Genomic DNA, 17,257 nt, shown 5'->3' on the forward strand with positions numbered 1-17,257 from the left:
AGCTAAACCGGCAAGGCCAAGGGGTCAACGGGGATTACCGAACCACCGCTCGCAACAATCGTTTCCTTGCCGGGGGAATCGCACCAATCTCAAGCCCGGTGAACACATGCAGCGTATTCATATGCCGATCGACGACCGCATGGTCACTGACCCAGCCGCCCATCATCAGATAAGTACGCAGCAAGGGCGGCATCCGCAACATCGCCTTTTTCACATCCGGCCTGCGACGCAGACGCGTGGCAAAGCGGAATACATCCGGTGCCTTGACCCGTGGCAGCCAACGTTTTGGGGCGAGATGCCTGTGCTTTAGAATCGCGAACGCATCCAGATACTCCTCGGTTTCGGTCCCAGCGAAGGACGAACAGCCAAACAGCATCTCGACATTATTCTGATCTACATAGGCCGTCATTGCCCCCCAGGCGACACGCAGAATGTCTGGGTCGGTCCAGTCCGGATGAACGCAAAACCGCCCCATCTCAACCATCCGACCGCTAAACCCCGCAAGCGCCGAAAGATCATAGAACTGCGCCGAATAGCTGCGGCCGATTTCAGTGCCATCCGCCATGGTCAGCATGCGGAAACAACAGACCACTTGCCCGCCTGCGCGCACATCTTCGACCAGAATGTGGGCACAGACCGAATCGAAATCGTCCTGATCGATTTTCTCTGTCCCAAAGGCCAACATCCGAAGCTGCTGTGCCGCCGCCAGGTCCTGCCGCGACTGCGCCAGCCGGGCGCGATACCGCCCCTTACCAAGCAATAGTGCCATGGTCGCATCCTCCGCGGTTGCTGACCTGTTTCCTCTTGCCATGCCCCTATCACACAATGTGTGACTGCCGCATGACCATCGCAAGATGTGGCTATAAATTACTGTGACGTGCCGGGAATATTGGCCGGGTTAAAGTTACCGATGTTACCCAACAGCTGACGGATAAAGCCCTGACCCTGAATCGTGGACTCGGTAATCCGGCGATCCAGCGTGACGACAATACCATCCTCAAGCCCGAACCGTTCGATGTTCCGAACCACGCCCCGGTCATCAAAGCTGATCGCCACCAACTCACGCGAGACCACTTCGGGCTTTTTCGGGCCGTAATGACGAATGCGTGACCGGACGTAGTAGAACCCGGAATCGCGGATCACGCCGGACGAACTGGGGGCGCCGACCGCCTCGATCACACTGTCGCGGGTGTCCACACCCACTTTGACCTCGGCCAGATCCTCGGGCGTTGGGACATATCCGTGATTCTTGAAGACCGGCGAACATGCACCAGCCGCTGCCAGACAGGCCGCAAAGACAAGCGTTTTCGACGCCGGTTTCAACCTGTTCACAACCTTCAACATTCACACCCTCTTGCCTTGGCCCGTTACGGACCCTATCCGCTTACATCAAACCGCAGCCCCGGTTCAACACAGGAAAGGGTCACGAATGAGCAACCAGACATCTCTGCGGGTGGCCGATCTGCCCCAAAATGCACCAACCCCCTTTGAGTTGCGCCCAGACGCAAAGGCTTTGGAGGCTATCAGGGACGAGTTGGGCTTGCTTGGCCTACGCAAGCTCAGCTTTGTGGGTGACGTAAGGGCACAGGGCAAGCGCGACTGGGCATTGAACGGAAAACTGGGGGCTACAGTGATTCAGCCCTGCGTGGTGACATTGGAACCGGTGACCACACGCATCGACATCCCGGTCGCGCGAATCTATGTGGCCGATTGGGTTGATCCAGAAGAGCCCGAGTTTGAAATTCCCGAAGGTGATGAAACCGAACAGCTTGGTGCTGAGATCGACCCAGCGCTTGTCATGGTCGAGGCCCTGTCGCTGGCCCTGCCCCAATACCCACGTAAAGACGGTGCCGAACTGGGACAGGCCGACTATACCGAGCCGGGCAAACAGGCCATGACAGACGAAGACGTCAAGCCCTTTGCCGGTCTGGCCGGTCTGCGCGACGCGCTGAAAAAAGACGAGTGACATAGGTCTGTTTTCCTGTCATATCAGGCCCTCAGAAAAATCGCTTGAACATGTCGAGAATCGCAGTATTTTCGCGCGCTCATCGGAATTTGGGTTGGACATTGCGGGGATCGTCCCCTAAACGCGCGTCAAACCACGAGATAAACGAAGAATGAAACCCGGCCCACAGCGAATCTGTTGGCCCTCAGTAGACAAAGGTTGAGACCATGGCCGTCCAACAGAACAAAGTTTCCAAGTCGCGTCGCAACAACCGCCGCGCACACGACGCTCTGGTTGCTGCAAACCCGAACGAATGCCCCAACTGCGGCGAGCTGAAGCGCCCGCACCACGTCTGCGCGTCCTGTGGCCACTACGATGACCGCGAAGTCGTCGCACAGGCCGACGAAATCGACCTGGACGAAGACGCGGCCTAAGCCTTTAAAAGCGCAGGCAAGGAATGACTGAACAGCCCTCGCACGCCGGACGGATTACCATCTCGGTTGACGCTATGGGCGGAGACTCGGGGCCCGCGACTGTGGTTGCGGGCATTGCCAAATCGGCAATCAAAAACCCCGATATCGCGTTTATTCTGCACGGGCCTGAGCCTACGCTGCGCAAACTTGTTGCCAAACGGCGTGTCCTGCAGGGGCGCGTCGTTTTTCGTGATTGCCCCGATGTAGTCACGATGGAGGACAAGCCCAGTCAGGTTGTCCGCAGTGGCAAGCAGACCTCGATGTGGTCAACGCTGGAATCAGTGCGGCAAGGTGAGGCGCATGGCGCCGTTTCCTGCGGCAACACCGGCGCGCTGATGGCGCTGTCGATGATGCGGTTGCGCAAATTGCCGGGTGTAAACCGTCCGGCGATTGCGATTCTGTGGCCATCGCGCAACCCGCAGGGGTTCAACGTGATGCTGGATGTGGGCGCGGATGTGCGCGCCGACGCCAAGGATCTGCTGCAATATGCGCTGATGGGTGCATCCTATGCGCGCAACGGCATGGCGCTGGAACGTCCTCGGATCGGTCTCTTGAACGTGGGCACCGAAGAACACAAGGGCCGCGCCGAGCTTAAAGAAGCACATGCTATGATCACGGAATTCGCAGAGCAGGCGAATTTCGATTTTGTCGGTTTCGTTGAAGGCAGCGACATTCCCGGCGACAAGGCGGATGTCATTGTCACTGATGGGTTTACCGGCAACGTCGCCATTAAGACCGGCGAAGGCACCGCCAGCCTGATTGGCGACCTGTTGCGCAAAGCGTTCAAGTATTCACCGCTGTCACGCCTCGCTTCGGTACTGGCGATCACGTCGTTAAATCGTTTGAAAAAGCGTATCGACCCGCGCCAAGTGAATGGCGGCGTTTTTCTTGGCCTCAACGGAACCGTGGTCAAATCACATGGTGGCGCGGATGCCATCGGAGTCTCGGCAGCAGTCAAACTGGCCTTTACCCTTGCCCAGTCTGGTTTCGCCGAAAAATTGGCGGCACGGGTTGCATCGACAGCCGAGCTTGCACAAGATGCCGCCCACACGCCGCCAAAGGCTGGCGAATAACAAAAAAGGCAGTACCCAAGCATGGCAGGCCGTTCAGTTGTCGTTGGTGTCGGACACTATTTGCCAGAGCGCATCGTTCCGAATTCCGAGTTTGTAAAGACGCTCGATACAACGGATGAGTGGATTAAGACCCGCTCGGGTATCGAGCGCCGCCATTTCGCCGCCGAAAACGAAACAACGTCCGATCTGGCCACCAAGGCAGCCGAGGCCGCGCTGGCCGATGCGGGGCTAGTGGCTGACGATATCGATGCGATAATTGTGGCAACTTCGACCGCCGATCTGACTTTCCCATCTGCCGCAACCATGGTGCAGGCACAGTTGGGCATGACCAAAGGCTTTGCCTTTGACGTTCAAGCCGTCTGCGCTGGATTCGTCTTTGCGCTGACCAATGCCAACGCCCTGATCGTATCCGGTCAGGCCAAGCGCGTTCTGGTCATCGGGGCCGAAACCTTCTCGCGAATCATGGACTGGACGGACCGGTCCACCTGCGTGCTGTTCGGTGATGGCGCTGGTGCGCTAGTGTTAGAGCTGCAAGAGGGCGAAGGCAGTGCGCAGGATCGTGGCATTCTGGCGACCGACCTCAATTCGGACGGCCGGTACAAGGACCTGCTTTACGTCGATGGCGGTGTGTCGACCCAATCGACCGGACATCTGCGGATGCAAGGTAATCAGGTGTTCCGCCATGCGGTCGAAAAACTGGCCAAAACGGCGGAAACCGCTTTGCAAAGCGTTGGCCTCAGCAACACTGACGTCGACTGGATTGTGCCCCATCAGGCAAATATCCGCATTATTCAGGGCACCGCCAAGAAAATGGGCCTGCCGATGGAAAACGTCGTCGTCACCGTTCAGGACCATGGCAACACATCGGCCGCGTCGATTCCTCTTGCCTTGTCCGTCGGCAAACAGCGCGGGCAAATCAAGCAGGGCGATCTGCTTGTGACCGAGGCCATCGGCGGCGGTCTGGCCTGGGGCGCGGTTGTGCTGCGCTGGTAACCGGCGCAATTCGGCTTACACGCAGACTTGCAATTCATTGATATTGACAGCGAATTTCCCCTCACCGTATTCTGCGGTATCAACAGGGGAAATGGTATGGGCGATAAAACACTGACCCGAATGGATCTGAGCGAGGCCGTCTTTCGTGAGGTTGGCCTGTCACGCAACGAAAGTGCGCAGCTGGTCGAGAGCGTTCTGAACCACATGTCCGACGCTTTGGTGCGCGGCGAGCAGGTGAAGATTTCGTCATTCGGCACGTTCAGCGTTCGGGACAAAACTGCCCGCATCGGCCGCAACCCCAAAACCGGCGAAGAGGTTCCGATTCAACCCCGCCGGGTTCTGACGTTCCGCCCGTCGCACCTGATGAAGGATCGCGTCGCCGCAGGGAACCGTAAGTAAGATCAGGACGACACGGTCATGAGCAAGTCCCCCGACGCCTTTCGCACGATCAGTGAAGTTGCGGACTGGCTGGGCGTTCAGGCTCATGTCCTGCGATTCTGGGAAAGCCGTTTCAATCAGGTCAAACCGGTAAAGCGTGCCGGAGGGCGGCGTTACTACCGTCCCAACGACATGCGCCTGCTGGGCGGTATCAAGAAACTGCTGCACGAGGACGGGATAACCATCAAAGGCGTTCAGCGTATCCTGCGCGAACAGGGCGTAGCGCATGTTTCCGCGCTTTCGCAAGGGTTGGACGAGGTGGCCAAACCGGACGCCACCGCGAACGACAGTGTAGTTGTGCCCTTCTCTTCTAAGCCAGTCGAGACAAGCGAACAGATCAACCTAAATCTGGACGACGCTGCACCCGTTGCCGAGGCCCCTAAGGTGGAGCCTGCTGAACCCAAACCGCAGCCGGTCGCGGCGCAACCCACACCGGAGTTTCTGGATGAGGCCCCCCTGCTGGGTGGAATCGCAACGCAGGCATGGAATCGCACCGATTTCGATGACGATCTGCTGAAACAGATCGCTCCGGTGGCAAAGGACCTTCGCGCCGTTCTTAACCGCATTGAAAACCGAACGGCGGGATAAGAAAAAAAGGCGATGATTTCCTCTTGCCCCTGCCGGGAAAGTCTTTATGAACACCTCAACGTCGGGCTATGGCGCAGCCTGGTAGCGCGTCCGTCTGGGGGACGGAAGGTCGCAGGTTCGAGTCCTGCTAGCCCGACCAAATCATACCGACGTTTATGGCAGACAGGCCAGATCCCGCTCTGGCATCAAGGGGGATCGGAATGACAGGTGTATGCCCAAATCAGCAAATCGAAGCGATGATCGCGCGCGGTGAAATCACCGCTAACCCCGAGGTTATCCCTGCGCAGGTTCAGCCTGCCAGCCTTGATTTGCGCTTGGGAACAGTGGCTTACCGTGTTCGCGCCTCGTTTCTGGCCGGCGAAACCCGATCCGTCGCGGATCGGTTGTCTGAGTTCGAGATGCACCGCATCGACATCACGGACGGTGCGGTTCTGGAAAAAGGCTGCGTCTATCTGGTACCGCTGATGGAATCGCTGGCCCTGCCCGAAACCGTGACGGCTGTGGCTAACGCCAAAAGCTCGACCGGGCGGCTGGACTTGCTGACCCGCACCATCACCGATGGCGGCACCGAGTTCGACCGCGTGCCCGCGGGCTATACCGGCCCGCTTTACGCGGAGATTTGCCCGCGTTCCTTCTCGGTGCTGGTACGTCCGGGGATGCGGCTCAATCAGATTCGCTTCCGCCAAGGTCAGGCCGTGCTTAGCGATGCGGAACTGACCGCACTGCACAGTGACTCGCCCTTGGTTGACGGTCCTGCAGTGATTCAGGACGGGTTGGGTTTTTCGGTCGACTTGCAATTGCCCGACACCGATCTGGTGGGCTATCGCGCCAAGCCGCATACCGGAGTGATCGATCTGGACCGGATCGGAGAATACGACCCGCAGGAATACTGGGAAGAGGTCCGCACCACCGACGGCCGCATCATCCTTGACCCGGGCGCCTTCTACATCCTGGTCAGCCGCGAAGCTGTCCACATCCCGCCCCTCTATGCCGCCGAGATGGCGCCGTATCTGGCCATGGTGGGTGAATTCCGGGTGCATTACGCAGGTTTCTTCGACCCCGGTTTTGGCCACGCCGCCGCCGGAGGCGCTGGATCACGTGGAGTGCTTGAAGTGCGCTGCCATGAGGCACCTTTTGTGTTGGAACACGGTCAAGTCGTCGGCCGGCTGGTCTATGAGAAAATGGCCGAAATGCCCACCCAGCTGTACGGGGCTGGCATCGCCTCAAATTACCAAGGACAAGGCTTGAAATTGTCCAAGCATTTCAAGGCAGTTAGCTGATCAGAACTTCATGAACCGGCGCGCTTGACGGGTTATTCGTTGCGCTTGTTTCAGGTTCTGGGATGGGCGTGGGCCTTTGTTGTTGGCACGGTTGGCCTCGCCGGGCTGTTCGTTTTTACCACCCATACGGCCTGCCATATCAAAGCCCTTGTCAACGCCTTTACTGACAAGGCGGCGCATGACCTGACGTACGATCATGTCGATCATCCGATTGGCATTCATTGCTCAACTCCGTCTTCTGACCCTCAAAATAGGCGAATTGTGTGACACCAAAAGTGTCGTTTGATCACTCTTCCTCGAACAGTTCGGTCTGATCTTCATCCTGCTCTTCTTCGCGCCCCTCGCCCAGTGGGATGGTGCCCGGCGGTGGCCGGTTTTCCAACAGGCCAGCGGCGCGCAGTTCCTTGAGGCCCGGCAGGTCGCGAGCGTTCTCAAGCCCGAAGTGGTCCAGGAAATGCGGCGTCACCACGAATGTCACCGGACGGCCCGGTGTCATTCGGCGACGGCCTAACCTGATCCACTCCATTTCCAGCAGTTGGTCGATCGTCCCGCGTGAGACCGAAACACCGCGAATTTCTTCAATCTCAGCCCGCGTACAGGGTTGATGGTAGGCCACGATAGCCAGCGTTTCGATGGCCGCACGGCTCAGCTTGCGGGTTTCAACTGTTTCTTTTTGCATCAAAAAGCCCAGATCGGGGGCAGTTCGAATGGCCCAGGCCTCGCCAACCTTGACCACCCGCACGCCGCGCCCTTCATATCGTTTCTGAAGCATTTCAACGGCTTGCGCCGCGTCGCTGCCATGCGGCATCCGGGCCTCAAGATCAGAGGTAGTCACCGGTTCGGCGCTGGCGAACAGCACGGCCTCGACCATGCGCTCTTGCTCTGCCAGCGGCGGCGCTTCGAACAGGGTGCCGGTGCCTTCGTCTTCGGGGGCGTCAGTCACGTGTGTCAGTCCTCTTGCGCAGATGGATCGGGGCAAAGGTCTCGCTCTGCTTGATCTCCATATGTCCTTCTTTCACCAATTCCAGCGAGGCCGCAAAGGTCGCCGCCGTGGCCGAGCGTTTGCGGACAGGGTCAGCGTCCCAACCATCGGGCAGATAGGTCTCCATATCCGTCCAGGTGCCCGCAAAGCCGATCAGTGGGCGCATCCGCTCCAGCGCCTGTTCCATCGTGAACACGGCGTCACGGTCCATCACGAAGGGGCGGAATTCGTCGCGTGTGCGGATGCGAGCGTACCCCTGCATCAAATCCAGCAGGGTTGCCGAATAAGTCACAGTGCGGATGCGGGTGACATCCTCGCCCTGCCCGCGTTTAAAGAAATCGCGGCCCAGCTGGTCCCGCGCCATCAAGCGGGCCGCAGCATCACGCATGGCCTGCAAGCGCTCTAGCTGAAACGCCAGATGCGCGGCAAGTTCTTCACCTGACGGACCCTCGTCATCCGGATCAGGGGGCAGCAGCAGGCGGGATTTCAAGAAGGCCAGCCACGCCGCCATAACCAGATAGTCAGCTGCCAATTCAATCCGCAGAGCCCGGGCTTTTTCGACAAAAGTCAGATATTGCTGCGCCAGCGCTAGAACCGAGATTTTCCGCAGGTCGACCTTTTGTGTCCGCGACAGGGTCAACAACACGTCCAACGGGCCTTCGAACCCGTCAACGTCAACGATCAGGGCTTCGGCCGCAAGGCGATCCGCGACCGAGACCGGGTCTTCGCTGAAAAGGTTATCGTTCATATACCTGCCCGCCCATTAGGGCAGATAGTTCCGCCTCAGTCGCGGGGATGTCAAGTTCCGCAGGCTTTAGCCGCATTGCCAGCGCCTTTTCTGCGCGTATCTCGGCCTGCTCGGTCATTTCTCCGGCGGCTTCCAGCACTTTGGCGCGGGCTTCAAACGAGCCGTTGCAATGCAAAACCACGTCGCACCCGGCGTTGAGCGCCTGACGGGCAATCTCCTCGGGTGCGCCGCTGAGGGCCTTCATCGAGATATCATCGGTCATGATCAGGCCATCAAACCCAATCTTGTCGCGGATCAGACCGATCATTGTGGGTGAAATCGTAGCCGGTTGTGGATCGATCCGGTCATAAACCAAATGCGCCGTCATCCCCATCGGCAGGTCGTTCAAGGCACGGAACGGCGCGAAATCGGTCTGTTCCAATACGTCTTGCGTCAGATCGACATGTGGCAGGTCGTGGTGGCTGTCCAGCGTGGACAGGCCGTGGCCCGGCATGTGCTTGATCACTGGCAGAACACCACCATCCAGATGCCCCTTGGCAACCGCCTTTCCGATCCCGGAAACTGTTTTTGAATTAAATCCATAGCAGCGGTTCTTCAGAAAGGCATGCGTATCATCACGCGCCAGATCCACCATCGGGGCACAATTGCTGTCGATCCCCAGCTCAAACAGCTCATTCGCGATTAGGCGATAGCGTAGATACATGGCGCGTTCAGCCTGATCCCCCGCGCCCGCGACATGATCCAGCGGTGGCATCCATTCCCGCGCCAGTGGTGCGCGCAGCCGTTGCACGCGGCCGCCTTCCTGATCAATGGTGATCGGGCAATTGCGTCCCACAGCCTCGCGGAAGTCGTCGCACAGAGCACGGACCTGATCGGCGGTATCGATGTTGCGCGCAAATAAAATGAACCCAAACGGGTTCATTTCTTGAAACAGACTTTTTTCTTCGTGCGTCAGGCGCAAGCCTTCGGCATCAGTGATTGCCGCGCCGAAACTCACCGAGCGGCCACCGGGATACAGTCGGCGCCTTGTGCTTCGAGGGCAGCGCAGAACTGACGCGAGTCGCTTAGGTCGTCAAATCCCAGAACCCGCAAACGATAAAAGGTTCGGCCGCCACGTGAGGTCTTCTGGATAACACGTTGTTTTCCCTCCATATATTCACCGAAACGGCCATTCAGGCGATCCCATTCAGCCCGCGCTACATCCGTGCTTTCATAGGCCCCAAGCTGGGCCATGCGCGTGCCTTTGGACAATGTGTCCGGGTCAATATCCAGCCCCACTGCAGCTTTTACTGCAGCGTTGATCGCGTCTTCAGTACTGCTGCTGGTGGTGATCCCGGTGGGTGTAGAACGGGCCGGGCGCGTGTTGGGGCGCAAAGACCGGCGAACCCCCGGCAGTGCGGCCAGTTCCGGATCGGGCAACTGTGCGGCCAGATCAGCGGGGTCAATCGCGGGCTCTTCTTCGGGCACGACCAAAGAGGCCAGTTGCACGCCCTGCTCGGTCGGTTGGTCGATTTGTGCCGCATCACCAGCCAGTTCGGCGACCAGAGCGTCTACCGAACCCAGGCGCAATTGAGCAGCCTCCTGATCAGAAATCTCTTCCTGCACCACATGCACGGCCGGGGTGGGCTTCAGAGGCTCAACCGGCGTGTCCTCATCAGACAGGGACACCGGGCGCGGCGCAAGGATCAGACGATCCGCCGGGGGTGCAGCAGTTCCGACCGCGGCCACTGTGTTGACGGCCAGTCCTTGATGATCGGCAGGTGTTCCACCGGGGCTTTCTGGCTGAATGCGCATGGGCCCTTCGATGGCACGTACGACCGGTACGCCGCTAACATCGCGCATCACCAGCTTGTAACCCCAAACACCAATGCCAGCGACCAATGCCAGGGACGCAACCGCGCCCAGCGCGTTTACGATACGACCCAGACCCGCCGCGCGCGGCGCTTCTTCATACCCGTGCATGTCGTCGGAATAGTCATACCCATCCTGAGGATGTGGTTGATTCGTGTAATGCATCTGCTCGGGGCGCATCTGCCCCGAGTAATCGTAACGTGCCATGTCCGCCTCACCGCCCGATTCACGCCAGAAAATAAGGCGCGCGGGTCATTTTTTGCCTACCTCGTACCGGTGCTTCGGGCGGTGTTTGTTACCGCATCTCCTGCGCCGGAGTAACGCCAAGAATACCCAAGCCCGCTGAAATCACAACAGAAACGGCGCGGGCCAATGCGATTTTTGACTGGCTTGTGGCAACATCGCCATCCTGGATGAAACGCAGTTGAGTCTCGTCGTTGCCCTTATTCCACAGCGCGTGGAAGTCTCCTGCAAGCTCATACAGATAGAAGGCAACCCGGTGCGGTTCATTCGCGCGCGCGGCAATCTCAACCAAACGGGGCCATTCGGCCAGCTTCTTGGCAACGGTCAGTTCCGAAACGTGATCGTTCTTGCTGAGGTCCGCCCCCGCAAGGGTCACGTCATCAGCGACAATCCCGGCCTCGGCGGCGCGGCGCAGCACGCTCATCACGCGGGCATGGGCGTATTGCACGTAGAACACGGGGTTCTCGCGGCTCTGCTCAAGCACCTTGTCGAAATCGAAATCCAGGGGCGCGTCATTCTTACGAGTCAGCATCACGAAGCGGGTCACATCCGGCCCAACCTGATCGACCACATCCCGCAGGGTGACAAAGTTCCCGGCCCGCTTGGACATCTTGAATGGCTCGCCGTTCTTCCACAGCTTCACAAGCTGGGTCAGCTTGATATCCAGAGGCACTTTGCCATCAGACAGCGCCGATACTGCTGCCTTCATCCGTTTGACATAGCCGCCGTGGTCCGCGCCAAACACGTCGATCAGAGCATCAAACCCACGGGTCACCTTGTCATAGTGATAGGCAATATCCGGGGCGAAATAGGTCCAGCTGCCGTCCGACTTCTTCACCGGGCGATCGACGTCATCGCCATGTTCGGTGGACTTGAACAGGGTCTGCTCGCGCGGCTCCCAATCCTCGGGCTTTTTGCCCTTTGGCGGCTCCAGAACGCCTTCATAGATCAGGCCCTTTTCGGTCAGCGACTCCAGCGCGGCCTCGATCCGGCCTGTGCCATAGAGCGATTTTTCCGAGAAGAACACGTCCATCTCTACGCCCAGCGCCTTCAGGTCAGCGCGGATCAGGTCCATCATCGCGTCGGTCGAGAACTCGCGCAGATCGTCCAGCCATTCGCTTTCCGGCTTGTCGATCAGGCTGTCGCCGTATTTCTCTTTCAGCGCTTCGCCGATTGGGATCAGGTAGTCGCCCGGATACAAGCCTTCGGCAATCTCGGGGCTCAACCCGTTGGCTTCACGATAGCGCTCGTAGGCCGAGCGTGCCAACACGTCGACCTGCGCACCGCCGTCGTTAATATAATATTCGCGGGTCACATCATGGCCGGAATAGGCCAACAAGCTTGCCAGCGCATCGCCAAACACCGCGCCCCGCGTATGGCCAACATGCAGCGGCCCAGTCGGGTTGGCCGACACATATTCCACGTTGACCTTTTGCCCCTGCCCCATAGTCGAGCGGCCATAATCCGTGCCTTTCTCCAACACTGCCGCCAAAACACCCTGCCAAACCGAAGGCGCCAACCGCAGGTTCAAAAAGCCCGGCCCCGCAACCTCGGCACTGGTGATCCGGTCATCCGCCGCCAGCTTTCCGGCCAACACATCGGCAATGTCGCGCGGCTTCATCTTGGCCGGCTTCGCCAGCACCATCGCGGCGTTTGTCGCCATGTCGCCATGCGCGGCATCACGCGGTGGTTCGACCGCCACATTGTCAAAGCTCAGCCCCTCGGGCAGCGCGCCTTCGGACTGCATCTGTGCCAGCGCGTCCAGTACAAGGCCGCGGATCTCGGAAAACAGGTTCATTTCGGATGTCCTTTTGCTTGCCCGGCGGTTTACCACGCAAAGCGGCAAGGTCAATGGAAGCGATCAGTTTCCGCTTGGATTAGCGGTAAACCGAGCTAAGGTCACAGGAAATTCCTAACATCGGAGATCGTTCCATGCGTCTTGCCCTGCCCCTTGCATTCGTCCTGACCACTTCGATCCCGGTCTGGGCCGATATGCCCGCGCCGCAGGGCCATGTTCTTCTGACGCTGGGTGGGGCGGTGACGGAAACCAACTTACCGGCTCGGGGTGAAAATGACGGTGGTCTGCTGGGTTATCTCGAAGTGCAGCACAGCGGCGGCGCCGGATTTGACGCCGCGATGCTTGACGGTCTAGCGCAAGTGGAGATCACAATTGCCTACGGCCCCGAAGACAATCAGCGCGACGTCGCCTTCTCTGGTCCGCTTTTGTCGGATGTGATGGTCATGGCAGGGGCCGAAGGGAAGACTGCCAAACCAATGGCGATGGATGGATACCAGTCCGAAATCCCATGGGACAGTATTCAGGCGCACCAACCCATCGTGGCAACCCATGCGGATGGCAGTCCGATGGGGATCGGCGGCTATGGCCCTACGATGATCGTTTTTCCGCCCACAGATGATGCTGATCTGGCAGACGAGCAATCCGGCCAACAGGTTTGGGCGCTAGCCTATATCGGCATCGAGTGACGACCGCCCCGTCAGCCTTTTGTGATCCTGCAAGGCAAAGCGGTCGGTCATACCTGCAATGTAGTCCGACACAATCCGTGCCAGCACCGTCTCATCCCGGGCCGCTTCTATATCGCCGTGCCAATGGGCTGGCATTTGTTTGGGATCGTTCAAGTAGATCGGGAATAATTCTTCAACGACCGCAGACACTTCGGCCCTGACCTTCATGACGCTGGGCGCACGATACATCCGCGAAAACAGGAAGGCGCGGATCTCTTTAAGTTGCGCCCAAAGCACCGCCGAGAACTGGATCACCGGACAACCCAGATGCCGGATATCTTCGACCGTTTGCGCGCCAGACTCAGCGATCAGGTCGCGCGAGGTGTCGATCACATCCGAAACCATCACCCCAAATACGCGACGCAATGCTTCGTGCCTGCGCCGATACGGGTCCAGACCGGGGTACTTGCGGTCCACTTCCGCATAGCAATCACCGACGATGGGCAATTGCTGAATTTCCGCGTCCGTGAACAGATCGGCCCTGAGCCCATCCAACAGATCATGATTGTTATAGGCTATATCGTCAGACAGTGCGGCCACCTGTGCCTCGGCACTGGCATGGGTGTGCAGTTCAAGGTCAAAACCACCATTGCACTCGGCCAGCGCCCACGGCAATTCGCCTGTCACAGGCCCATTATGCTTGGCTATGCCTTCCAGACATTCCCATGTCAGGTTGCAGCCGTCGAATTCGGCATAGTGGCGTTCCAATTTGGTGACGATCCGAATGGCCTGCGCGTTGTGATCGAAGCCGCCGTATGGCTCCATCAAAGCGTGCAAGGCGTCCTCTCCGGTATGACCAAAAGGCGTGTGCCCCAGATCATGCGCCAATGCCACGGCTTCGGTCAGTTCGGGGTTCAATCCCAATGCCCCGGCAATCGTGCGCGCCACCTGTGCCACTTCGATAGAATGCGTCAGGCGCGTGCGGTAACTGTCGCCTTCATGTTCAACAAACACCTGTGTCTTGTGTTTCAGCCGCCGAAACGCGCTGGCATGAATGATCCGGTCCCGGTCGCGCTGAAAGCATGACCGGAAACTGCTTTCCTCCTCGGGTACAAGCCGCCCCCTTGCGCGGCCTGGGTCCGAGGCAAAACCTGCTCTGTCCAAAGGCCTTATCCTTGTCGCCTGTCCTTGCAATTTCTATATTGTAAGGCGTAAAGGAAATAAACCTTTGGAGACCGGCATGAATCTGCCCCCCACAGTTACAGAACGCGCCTTTGACCGTCTGGCCGAGATTGGCGCAGCGGATCAGGGTCAGGCCCTGCGCGTCGCAGTGGAAGGCGGCGGGTGTTCCGGTTTTCAATACGAAATCGCGCTGGACGAACCCAAAGACGACGATCTTGTGCTGGAAGGCAAAGGCCAAAAGGTCATTGTCGATTCGATTTCTCTGCCGTTTCTGGAAAATGCAGTGATCGATTTCACGCAGGAACTGATCGGTGCGCGGTTTGTGATCGAAAACCCCAACGCGACCTCATCCTGCGGCTGCGGTACGTCTTTTTCAATGTGACCTTGCCCTGCCCGCGTGGTTGAGGGATAGATCAACCGGCAGTCAGCCGGAGGATCGCGCATGAAAATCGCCACGTTTAACATCAACGGCATCAAAGCGCGGGCCGAAGCTCTGCCCCGGTGGCTTGACGAAGCACAACCTGACGTCGTCCTATTGCAGGAAATCAAGTCGGTCGATGAAAACTTTCCCCGCGAGATATTCGAGGAACGTGGTTATAACGTCGAAACCCACGGCCAGAAAAGTTTTAACGGCGTCGCCATCTTATCAAAACTTCCACTTGAGGATGTGTCCCGCGGCCTGCCCGGAGATGATGAGGACGAACAGGCGCGTTGGATCGAAGCAACCGTGATCGGCAAGCAAGCGCTGCGGATTTGCGGGTTGTACCTGCCCAACGGCAACCCGGTACCCGGACCGAAATACGACTATAAGCTAGCCTGGATGGAACGGTTGTATCATCGGGCGCGCGAACTGATGGCCAGCGAAGAACCGGCACTTATGGCGGGAGATTACAACATCATCCCACAGGCCGAAGATGCCGCCCGCCCGGATGCCTGGCGCGAGGATGCCTTGTTCCGACCGGAAAGCCGTGCGGCGTTTCGCAAAATCCTCAATCTGGGCTTTACCGAAGCGTTTCGGGCCCGCACGCAAGGACCTGGTCACTACTCATTCTGGGACTATCAGGCGGGTGCGTGGAACAAAAACGATGGCATTCGTATCGATCACTTTCTGCTGACACCTCAGGCTGCCGATCTGATGCAAGATTGCCAGATTGATGCAGCCGTGCGCGGGCATGAGAAACCGTCGGACCACGTGCCGGTCTGGGTTCAGCTCGACCTGTAATCAATCATGCGGTCGGGTCGTAGGCGTAGATCCACTCGTATTTTTTCGAAAGCCTTGGTCCAACGGCCATCAGCACCATCTGTGCCGCCAGTCGCATGGGACCGCGCAGGTGAAAATTTCGCGCGTTAACTCCGGCGGTGGCAACGACTCGCTTAGCCCTTGGTCGGCGAAGGTTTTCATAGCCGGCAAATGCTTGTGTCACATCGGGTTGTTCTTCGAAGGTGCGGGCTAGAATCCACGCATCCTCTAACGCCAAACAGGCCCCTTGCGCCATAAAGGGCAAGGTCGGATGCGCGGCGTCGCCCAGCAGCGCCAACCGCCCGTTCTGCCAGCTTTGCGCCACAGGCCGCAGGAACAGGGCCCAAAGATGGGTTTCGGTCACGTCAGACAGAATATCACCCACTGGCCCCCCGAAATCGGCAAAACGCGCGCGCAGATCATTCGGATCGCCTTGCAGCCGCCAGCCTTCCTCTTGCCAGTCCGAGCGCTCCTCAATTGCCACCACATTCATCAGTTGCTGATCGCGCAACGGATAGGTGACGACGTGGCGTCCAGGCCCCATTGTCAGTGAGGCGCAAGGCATCTCCTCTCGTTCTGACAAGGGGATAGTCGCACGCCAGGCAATCTGGTGCGTAAACTGAGGGGCCTCTGGCCCGTTCAGGGTCGAACGTATGGTGCTGCGGCCCCCGTCCGCCGCGATAGCACAGTCGCACCGCAAGCGTTCGCCGTCATTGAGAACGATTTCCGCCTCTGCCGGATGTTGGAGAACCTGCGCCACCTGCGCGCCCAGCTGGATAGTAACGCCCGCCTCTAAAGCCGCCTGGCGCAACAGGTCCAGCAAATCCGCGCGATGGTAATAGTAGGTCGGTCCGGCCGCCGGTGCGGGAATACGGCTTATTACTCGACCTTTGCGATAGTCTCGCAGAATTGTGCCGTGCGACAACTGCCCGCCCTCGGGCTTATCCCCTAACACATTCAGCGCCCGCAAAACCGCAATGCCGTTGGCGCTGATCTGCAATCCTGCGCCAACCTCAGTCAGGGCCGGAGCCTGCTCAAGAACCGTGACCTGCGCCCCGCGTTGCCGCAGTGCCAAAGAGGCTGCCAGCCCCCCTATTCCGCCGCCGATGACATTGAATTTCAGACCGTTGATATCCATGGCACCGGCTTAACGCAAAAACGCCGGAGCAACAGGCCCCGGCGTTTGAATTAGTACCAAAAGTTCCAGCGATCAATCGTCGCGGTGGACCTTTTCGCGACGCTCGTGACGTTCCTGCGCCTCAAGCGTCATGGTCGCGATTGGACGCGCATCCAGACGTTTCAGCGAAATCGGATCGCCCGTCTTTTCGCAATAGCCGTACTCGCCCTCTTCGATGCGACGCAGGGCCGAGTCGATCTTGGCAACCAGCTTGCGCTGACGGTCGCGGGTCCGCAGCTCCAGCGCGCGATCTGTTTCCTCGCTTGCGCGGTCTGCAACGTCCGGAATGTTACGGGTGTTGTCCTGCAGCCCTTCGATCGTGTCGCGGCTGCCCGCCAATAGTTCATTCTTCCAATCCAGCAGCTTGCGGCGAAAATACTCAAGCTGACGGTCATTCATGAAAGGTTCATCTTCGGCCGGGCGATAATCCTCCGGCAGAAAAACTTCCTGCTTCATTTTTGCTCCCTCGGTATGGCCAGTAACGTCGGTTGCTGTTGTTTGACCTGACATTTGGCACTCCCTTCTGCGGTGCATGTATCCGACGCACGCACGAATGTCACTACACAAACGTCGTCTTAATA

21 protein-coding genes and 1 tRNA gene are annotated in these 17,257 nt (G+C 58.7%); 11 read left to right on the forward strand and 11 right to left on the reverse strand.

Features of this window, described 5'->3' with window-relative positions; genetic code table 11:
* Window positions 1-34 precede the first annotated feature (34 nt).
* Window positions 35-769, reverse strand: coding sequence for a GNAT family N-acetyltransferase (locus GOX21_RS04205; RefSeq protein WP_254428446.1), 735 nt, complete (start codon window positions 767-769; stop codon window positions 35-37).
* Between the two features lie 98 nt (window positions 770-867).
* On the reverse strand, window positions 868-1,344 hold the full coding sequence (locus GOX21_RS04210) for an outer membrane protein assembly factor BamE (protein ID WP_170348973.1): 477 nt from the start codon (window positions 1,342-1,344) through the stop codon (window positions 868-870).
* Between the two features lie 85 nt (window positions 1,345-1,429).
* Here GOX21_RS04210 and GOX21_RS04215 point away from each other — a divergent pair, with 85 nt between their 5' ends.
* The 8 genes from GOX21_RS04215 to GOX21_RS04250 all read left to right on the forward strand — a co-directional run bounded on the left by GOX21_RS04215 (window position 1,430) and on the right by GOX21_RS04250 (window position 6,790).
* Window positions 1,430-1,966: a YceD family protein gene (locus tag GOX21_RS04215; protein ID WP_170375703.1), complete on the forward strand. Its 537-nt coding sequence runs from the start codon at window positions 1,430-1,432 to the stop codon at window positions 1,964-1,966.
* A gap of 206 nt (window positions 1,967-2,172) precedes the next feature.
* Window positions 2,173-2,379 (forward strand): 50S ribosomal protein L32, encoded by a 207-nt coding sequence (gene rpmF / locus GOX21_RS04220; RefSeq protein ID WP_008756996.1) that lies wholly within the window; start codon window positions 2,173-2,175, stop codon window positions 2,377-2,379.
* 23 nt (window positions 2,380-2,402) lie between these two features.
* Window positions 2,403-3,491, forward strand: a complete 1,089-nt coding sequence (gene plsX / locus GOX21_RS04225) for a phosphate acyltransferase PlsX (protein WP_170348975.1) — start codon at window positions 2,403-2,405, stop codon at window positions 3,489-3,491.
* A gap of 21 nt (window positions 3,492-3,512) precedes the next feature.
* Window positions 3,513-4,484, forward strand: coding sequence for a beta-ketoacyl-ACP synthase III (locus tag GOX21_RS04230; protein WP_170375705.1), 972 nt, complete (start codon window positions 3,513-3,515; stop codon window positions 4,482-4,484).
* Window positions 4,485-4,580: 96 nt separating this feature from the next.
* A complete protein-coding gene (ihfA, locus tag GOX21_RS04235; RefSeq protein WP_008755922.1) occupies window positions 4,581-4,883 on the forward strand; it encodes an integration host factor subunit alpha in 303 nt (100 codons plus the stop codon).
* An 18-nt stretch (window positions 4,884-4,901) separates the two neighbouring features.
* Entirely contained in the window at window positions 4,902-5,510 is a 609-nt protein-coding gene (locus tag GOX21_RS04240; RefSeq protein WP_170348977.1) for a MerR family transcriptional regulator, read from the forward strand.
* A 62-nt stretch (window positions 5,511-5,572) separates the two neighbouring features.
* A tRNA-Pro gene (locus tag GOX21_RS04245) sits at window positions 5,573-5,649 on the forward strand.
* Window positions 5,650-5,710: 61 nt separating this feature from the next.
* Window positions 5,711-6,790: a 2'-deoxycytidine 5'-triphosphate deaminase gene (locus tag GOX21_RS04250; RefSeq protein WP_170358869.1), complete on the forward strand. Its 1,080-nt coding sequence runs from the start codon at window positions 5,711-5,713 to the stop codon at window positions 6,788-6,790.
* Here the strand turns inward: GOX21_RS04250 and GOX21_RS04255 are convergent, their stop codons facing one another.
* The 6 genes from GOX21_RS04255 to argS all read right to left on the reverse strand — a co-directional run bounded on the left by GOX21_RS04255 (window position 6,791) and on the right by argS (window position 12,412).
* Window positions 6,791-7,012 (reverse strand): hypothetical protein, encoded by a 222-nt coding sequence (locus GOX21_RS04255; RefSeq protein ID WP_170375706.1) that lies wholly within the window; start codon window positions 7,010-7,012, stop codon window positions 6,791-6,793.
* A 64-nt stretch (window positions 7,013-7,076) separates the two neighbouring features.
* A complete protein-coding gene (scpB, locus tag GOX21_RS04260; protein ID WP_170348980.1) occupies window positions 7,077-7,733 on the reverse strand; it encodes an SMC-Scp complex subunit ScpB in 657 nt (218 codons plus the stop codon).
* The gene (locus GOX21_RS04265) at window positions 7,726-8,520 is read right to left on the reverse strand and encodes a segregation and condensation protein A (RefSeq protein WP_170348981.1); all 795 of its coding nucleotides are present in this window, start codon (window positions 8,518-8,520) and stop codon (window positions 7,726-7,728) included. Before GOX21_RS04265 ends, scpB begins: the two co-directional genes overlap by 8 nt.
* Window positions 8,510-9,517, reverse strand: coding sequence for a beta-N-acetylhexosaminidase (nagZ, locus tag GOX21_RS04270; protein WP_170375708.1), 1,008 nt, complete (start codon window positions 9,515-9,517; stop codon window positions 8,510-8,512). The genes GOX21_RS04265 and nagZ overlap by 11 nt, the downstream gene beginning before the upstream one ends.
* Complete coding sequence (locus GOX21_RS04275; protein ID WP_170375710.1) at window positions 9,514-10,578, reverse strand: SPOR domain-containing protein; 1,065 nt, start codon at window positions 10,576-10,578, stop codon at window positions 9,514-9,516. Before GOX21_RS04275 ends, nagZ begins: the two co-directional genes overlap by 4 nt.
* An 88-nt stretch (window positions 10,579-10,666) precedes the next feature.
* Complete coding sequence (gene argS / locus GOX21_RS04280; protein WP_170375712.1) at window positions 10,667-12,412, reverse strand: arginine--tRNA ligase; 1,746 nt, start codon at window positions 12,410-12,412, stop codon at window positions 10,667-10,669.
* A 134-nt stretch (window positions 12,413-12,546) separates the two neighbouring features.
* On the opposite strand from argS, the gene GOX21_RS04285 reads away from it, so the two are divergent.
* On the forward strand, window positions 12,547-13,098 hold the full coding sequence (locus GOX21_RS04285; RefSeq protein ID WP_170375714.1) for a hypothetical protein: 552 nt from the start codon (window positions 12,547-12,549) through the stop codon (window positions 13,096-13,098).
* Here GOX21_RS04285 and GOX21_RS04290 read toward each other — a convergent pair.
* The gene (locus GOX21_RS04290) at window positions 13,075-14,241 is read right to left on the reverse strand and encodes a deoxyguanosinetriphosphate triphosphohydrolase (RefSeq protein ID WP_170375716.1); all 1,167 of its coding nucleotides are present in this window, start codon (window positions 14,239-14,241) and stop codon (window positions 13,075-13,077) included. The genes GOX21_RS04285 and GOX21_RS04290 overlap by 24 nt on opposite strands.
* Before the next feature lie 76 nt (window positions 14,242-14,317).
* Here GOX21_RS04290 and GOX21_RS04295 point away from each other — a divergent pair, with 76 nt between their 5' ends.
* Together GOX21_RS04295 and xth are read left to right on the forward strand one after the other, a co-directional pair.
* The gene (locus GOX21_RS04295; protein WP_170348987.1) at window positions 14,318-14,641 is read left to right on the forward strand and encodes a HesB/IscA family protein; all 324 of its coding nucleotides are present in this window, start codon (window positions 14,318-14,320) and stop codon (window positions 14,639-14,641) included.
* A gap of 60 nt (window positions 14,642-14,701) precedes the next feature.
* Complete coding sequence (gene xth / locus GOX21_RS04300; protein WP_170348988.1) at window positions 14,702-15,481, forward strand: exodeoxyribonuclease III; 780 nt, start codon at window positions 14,702-14,704, stop codon at window positions 15,479-15,481.
* Window positions 15,482-15,485: 4 nt separating this feature from the next.
* On the opposite strand, the gene GOX21_RS04305 is transcribed toward xth, so the two are convergent.
* The gene (locus tag GOX21_RS04305; RefSeq protein WP_170375718.1) at window positions 15,486-16,637 is read right to left on the reverse strand and encodes an FAD-dependent monooxygenase; all 1,152 of its coding nucleotides are present in this window, start codon (window positions 16,635-16,637) and stop codon (window positions 15,486-15,488) included.
* 72 nt (window positions 16,638-16,709) lie between these two features.
* Window positions 16,710-17,132 (reverse strand): RNA polymerase-binding protein DksA, encoded by a 423-nt coding sequence (gene dksA / locus GOX21_RS04310; RefSeq protein WP_170348990.1) that lies wholly within the window; start codon window positions 17,130-17,132, stop codon window positions 16,710-16,712.
* Window positions 17,133-17,257 lie beyond the last annotated feature (125 nt).

Source organism: Ruegeria atlantica, from assembly GCF_013032005.1.
Classification (GTDB): domain Bacteria; phylum Pseudomonadota; class Alphaproteobacteria; order Rhodobacterales; family Rhodobacteraceae; genus Ruegeria; species Ruegeria atlantica_A.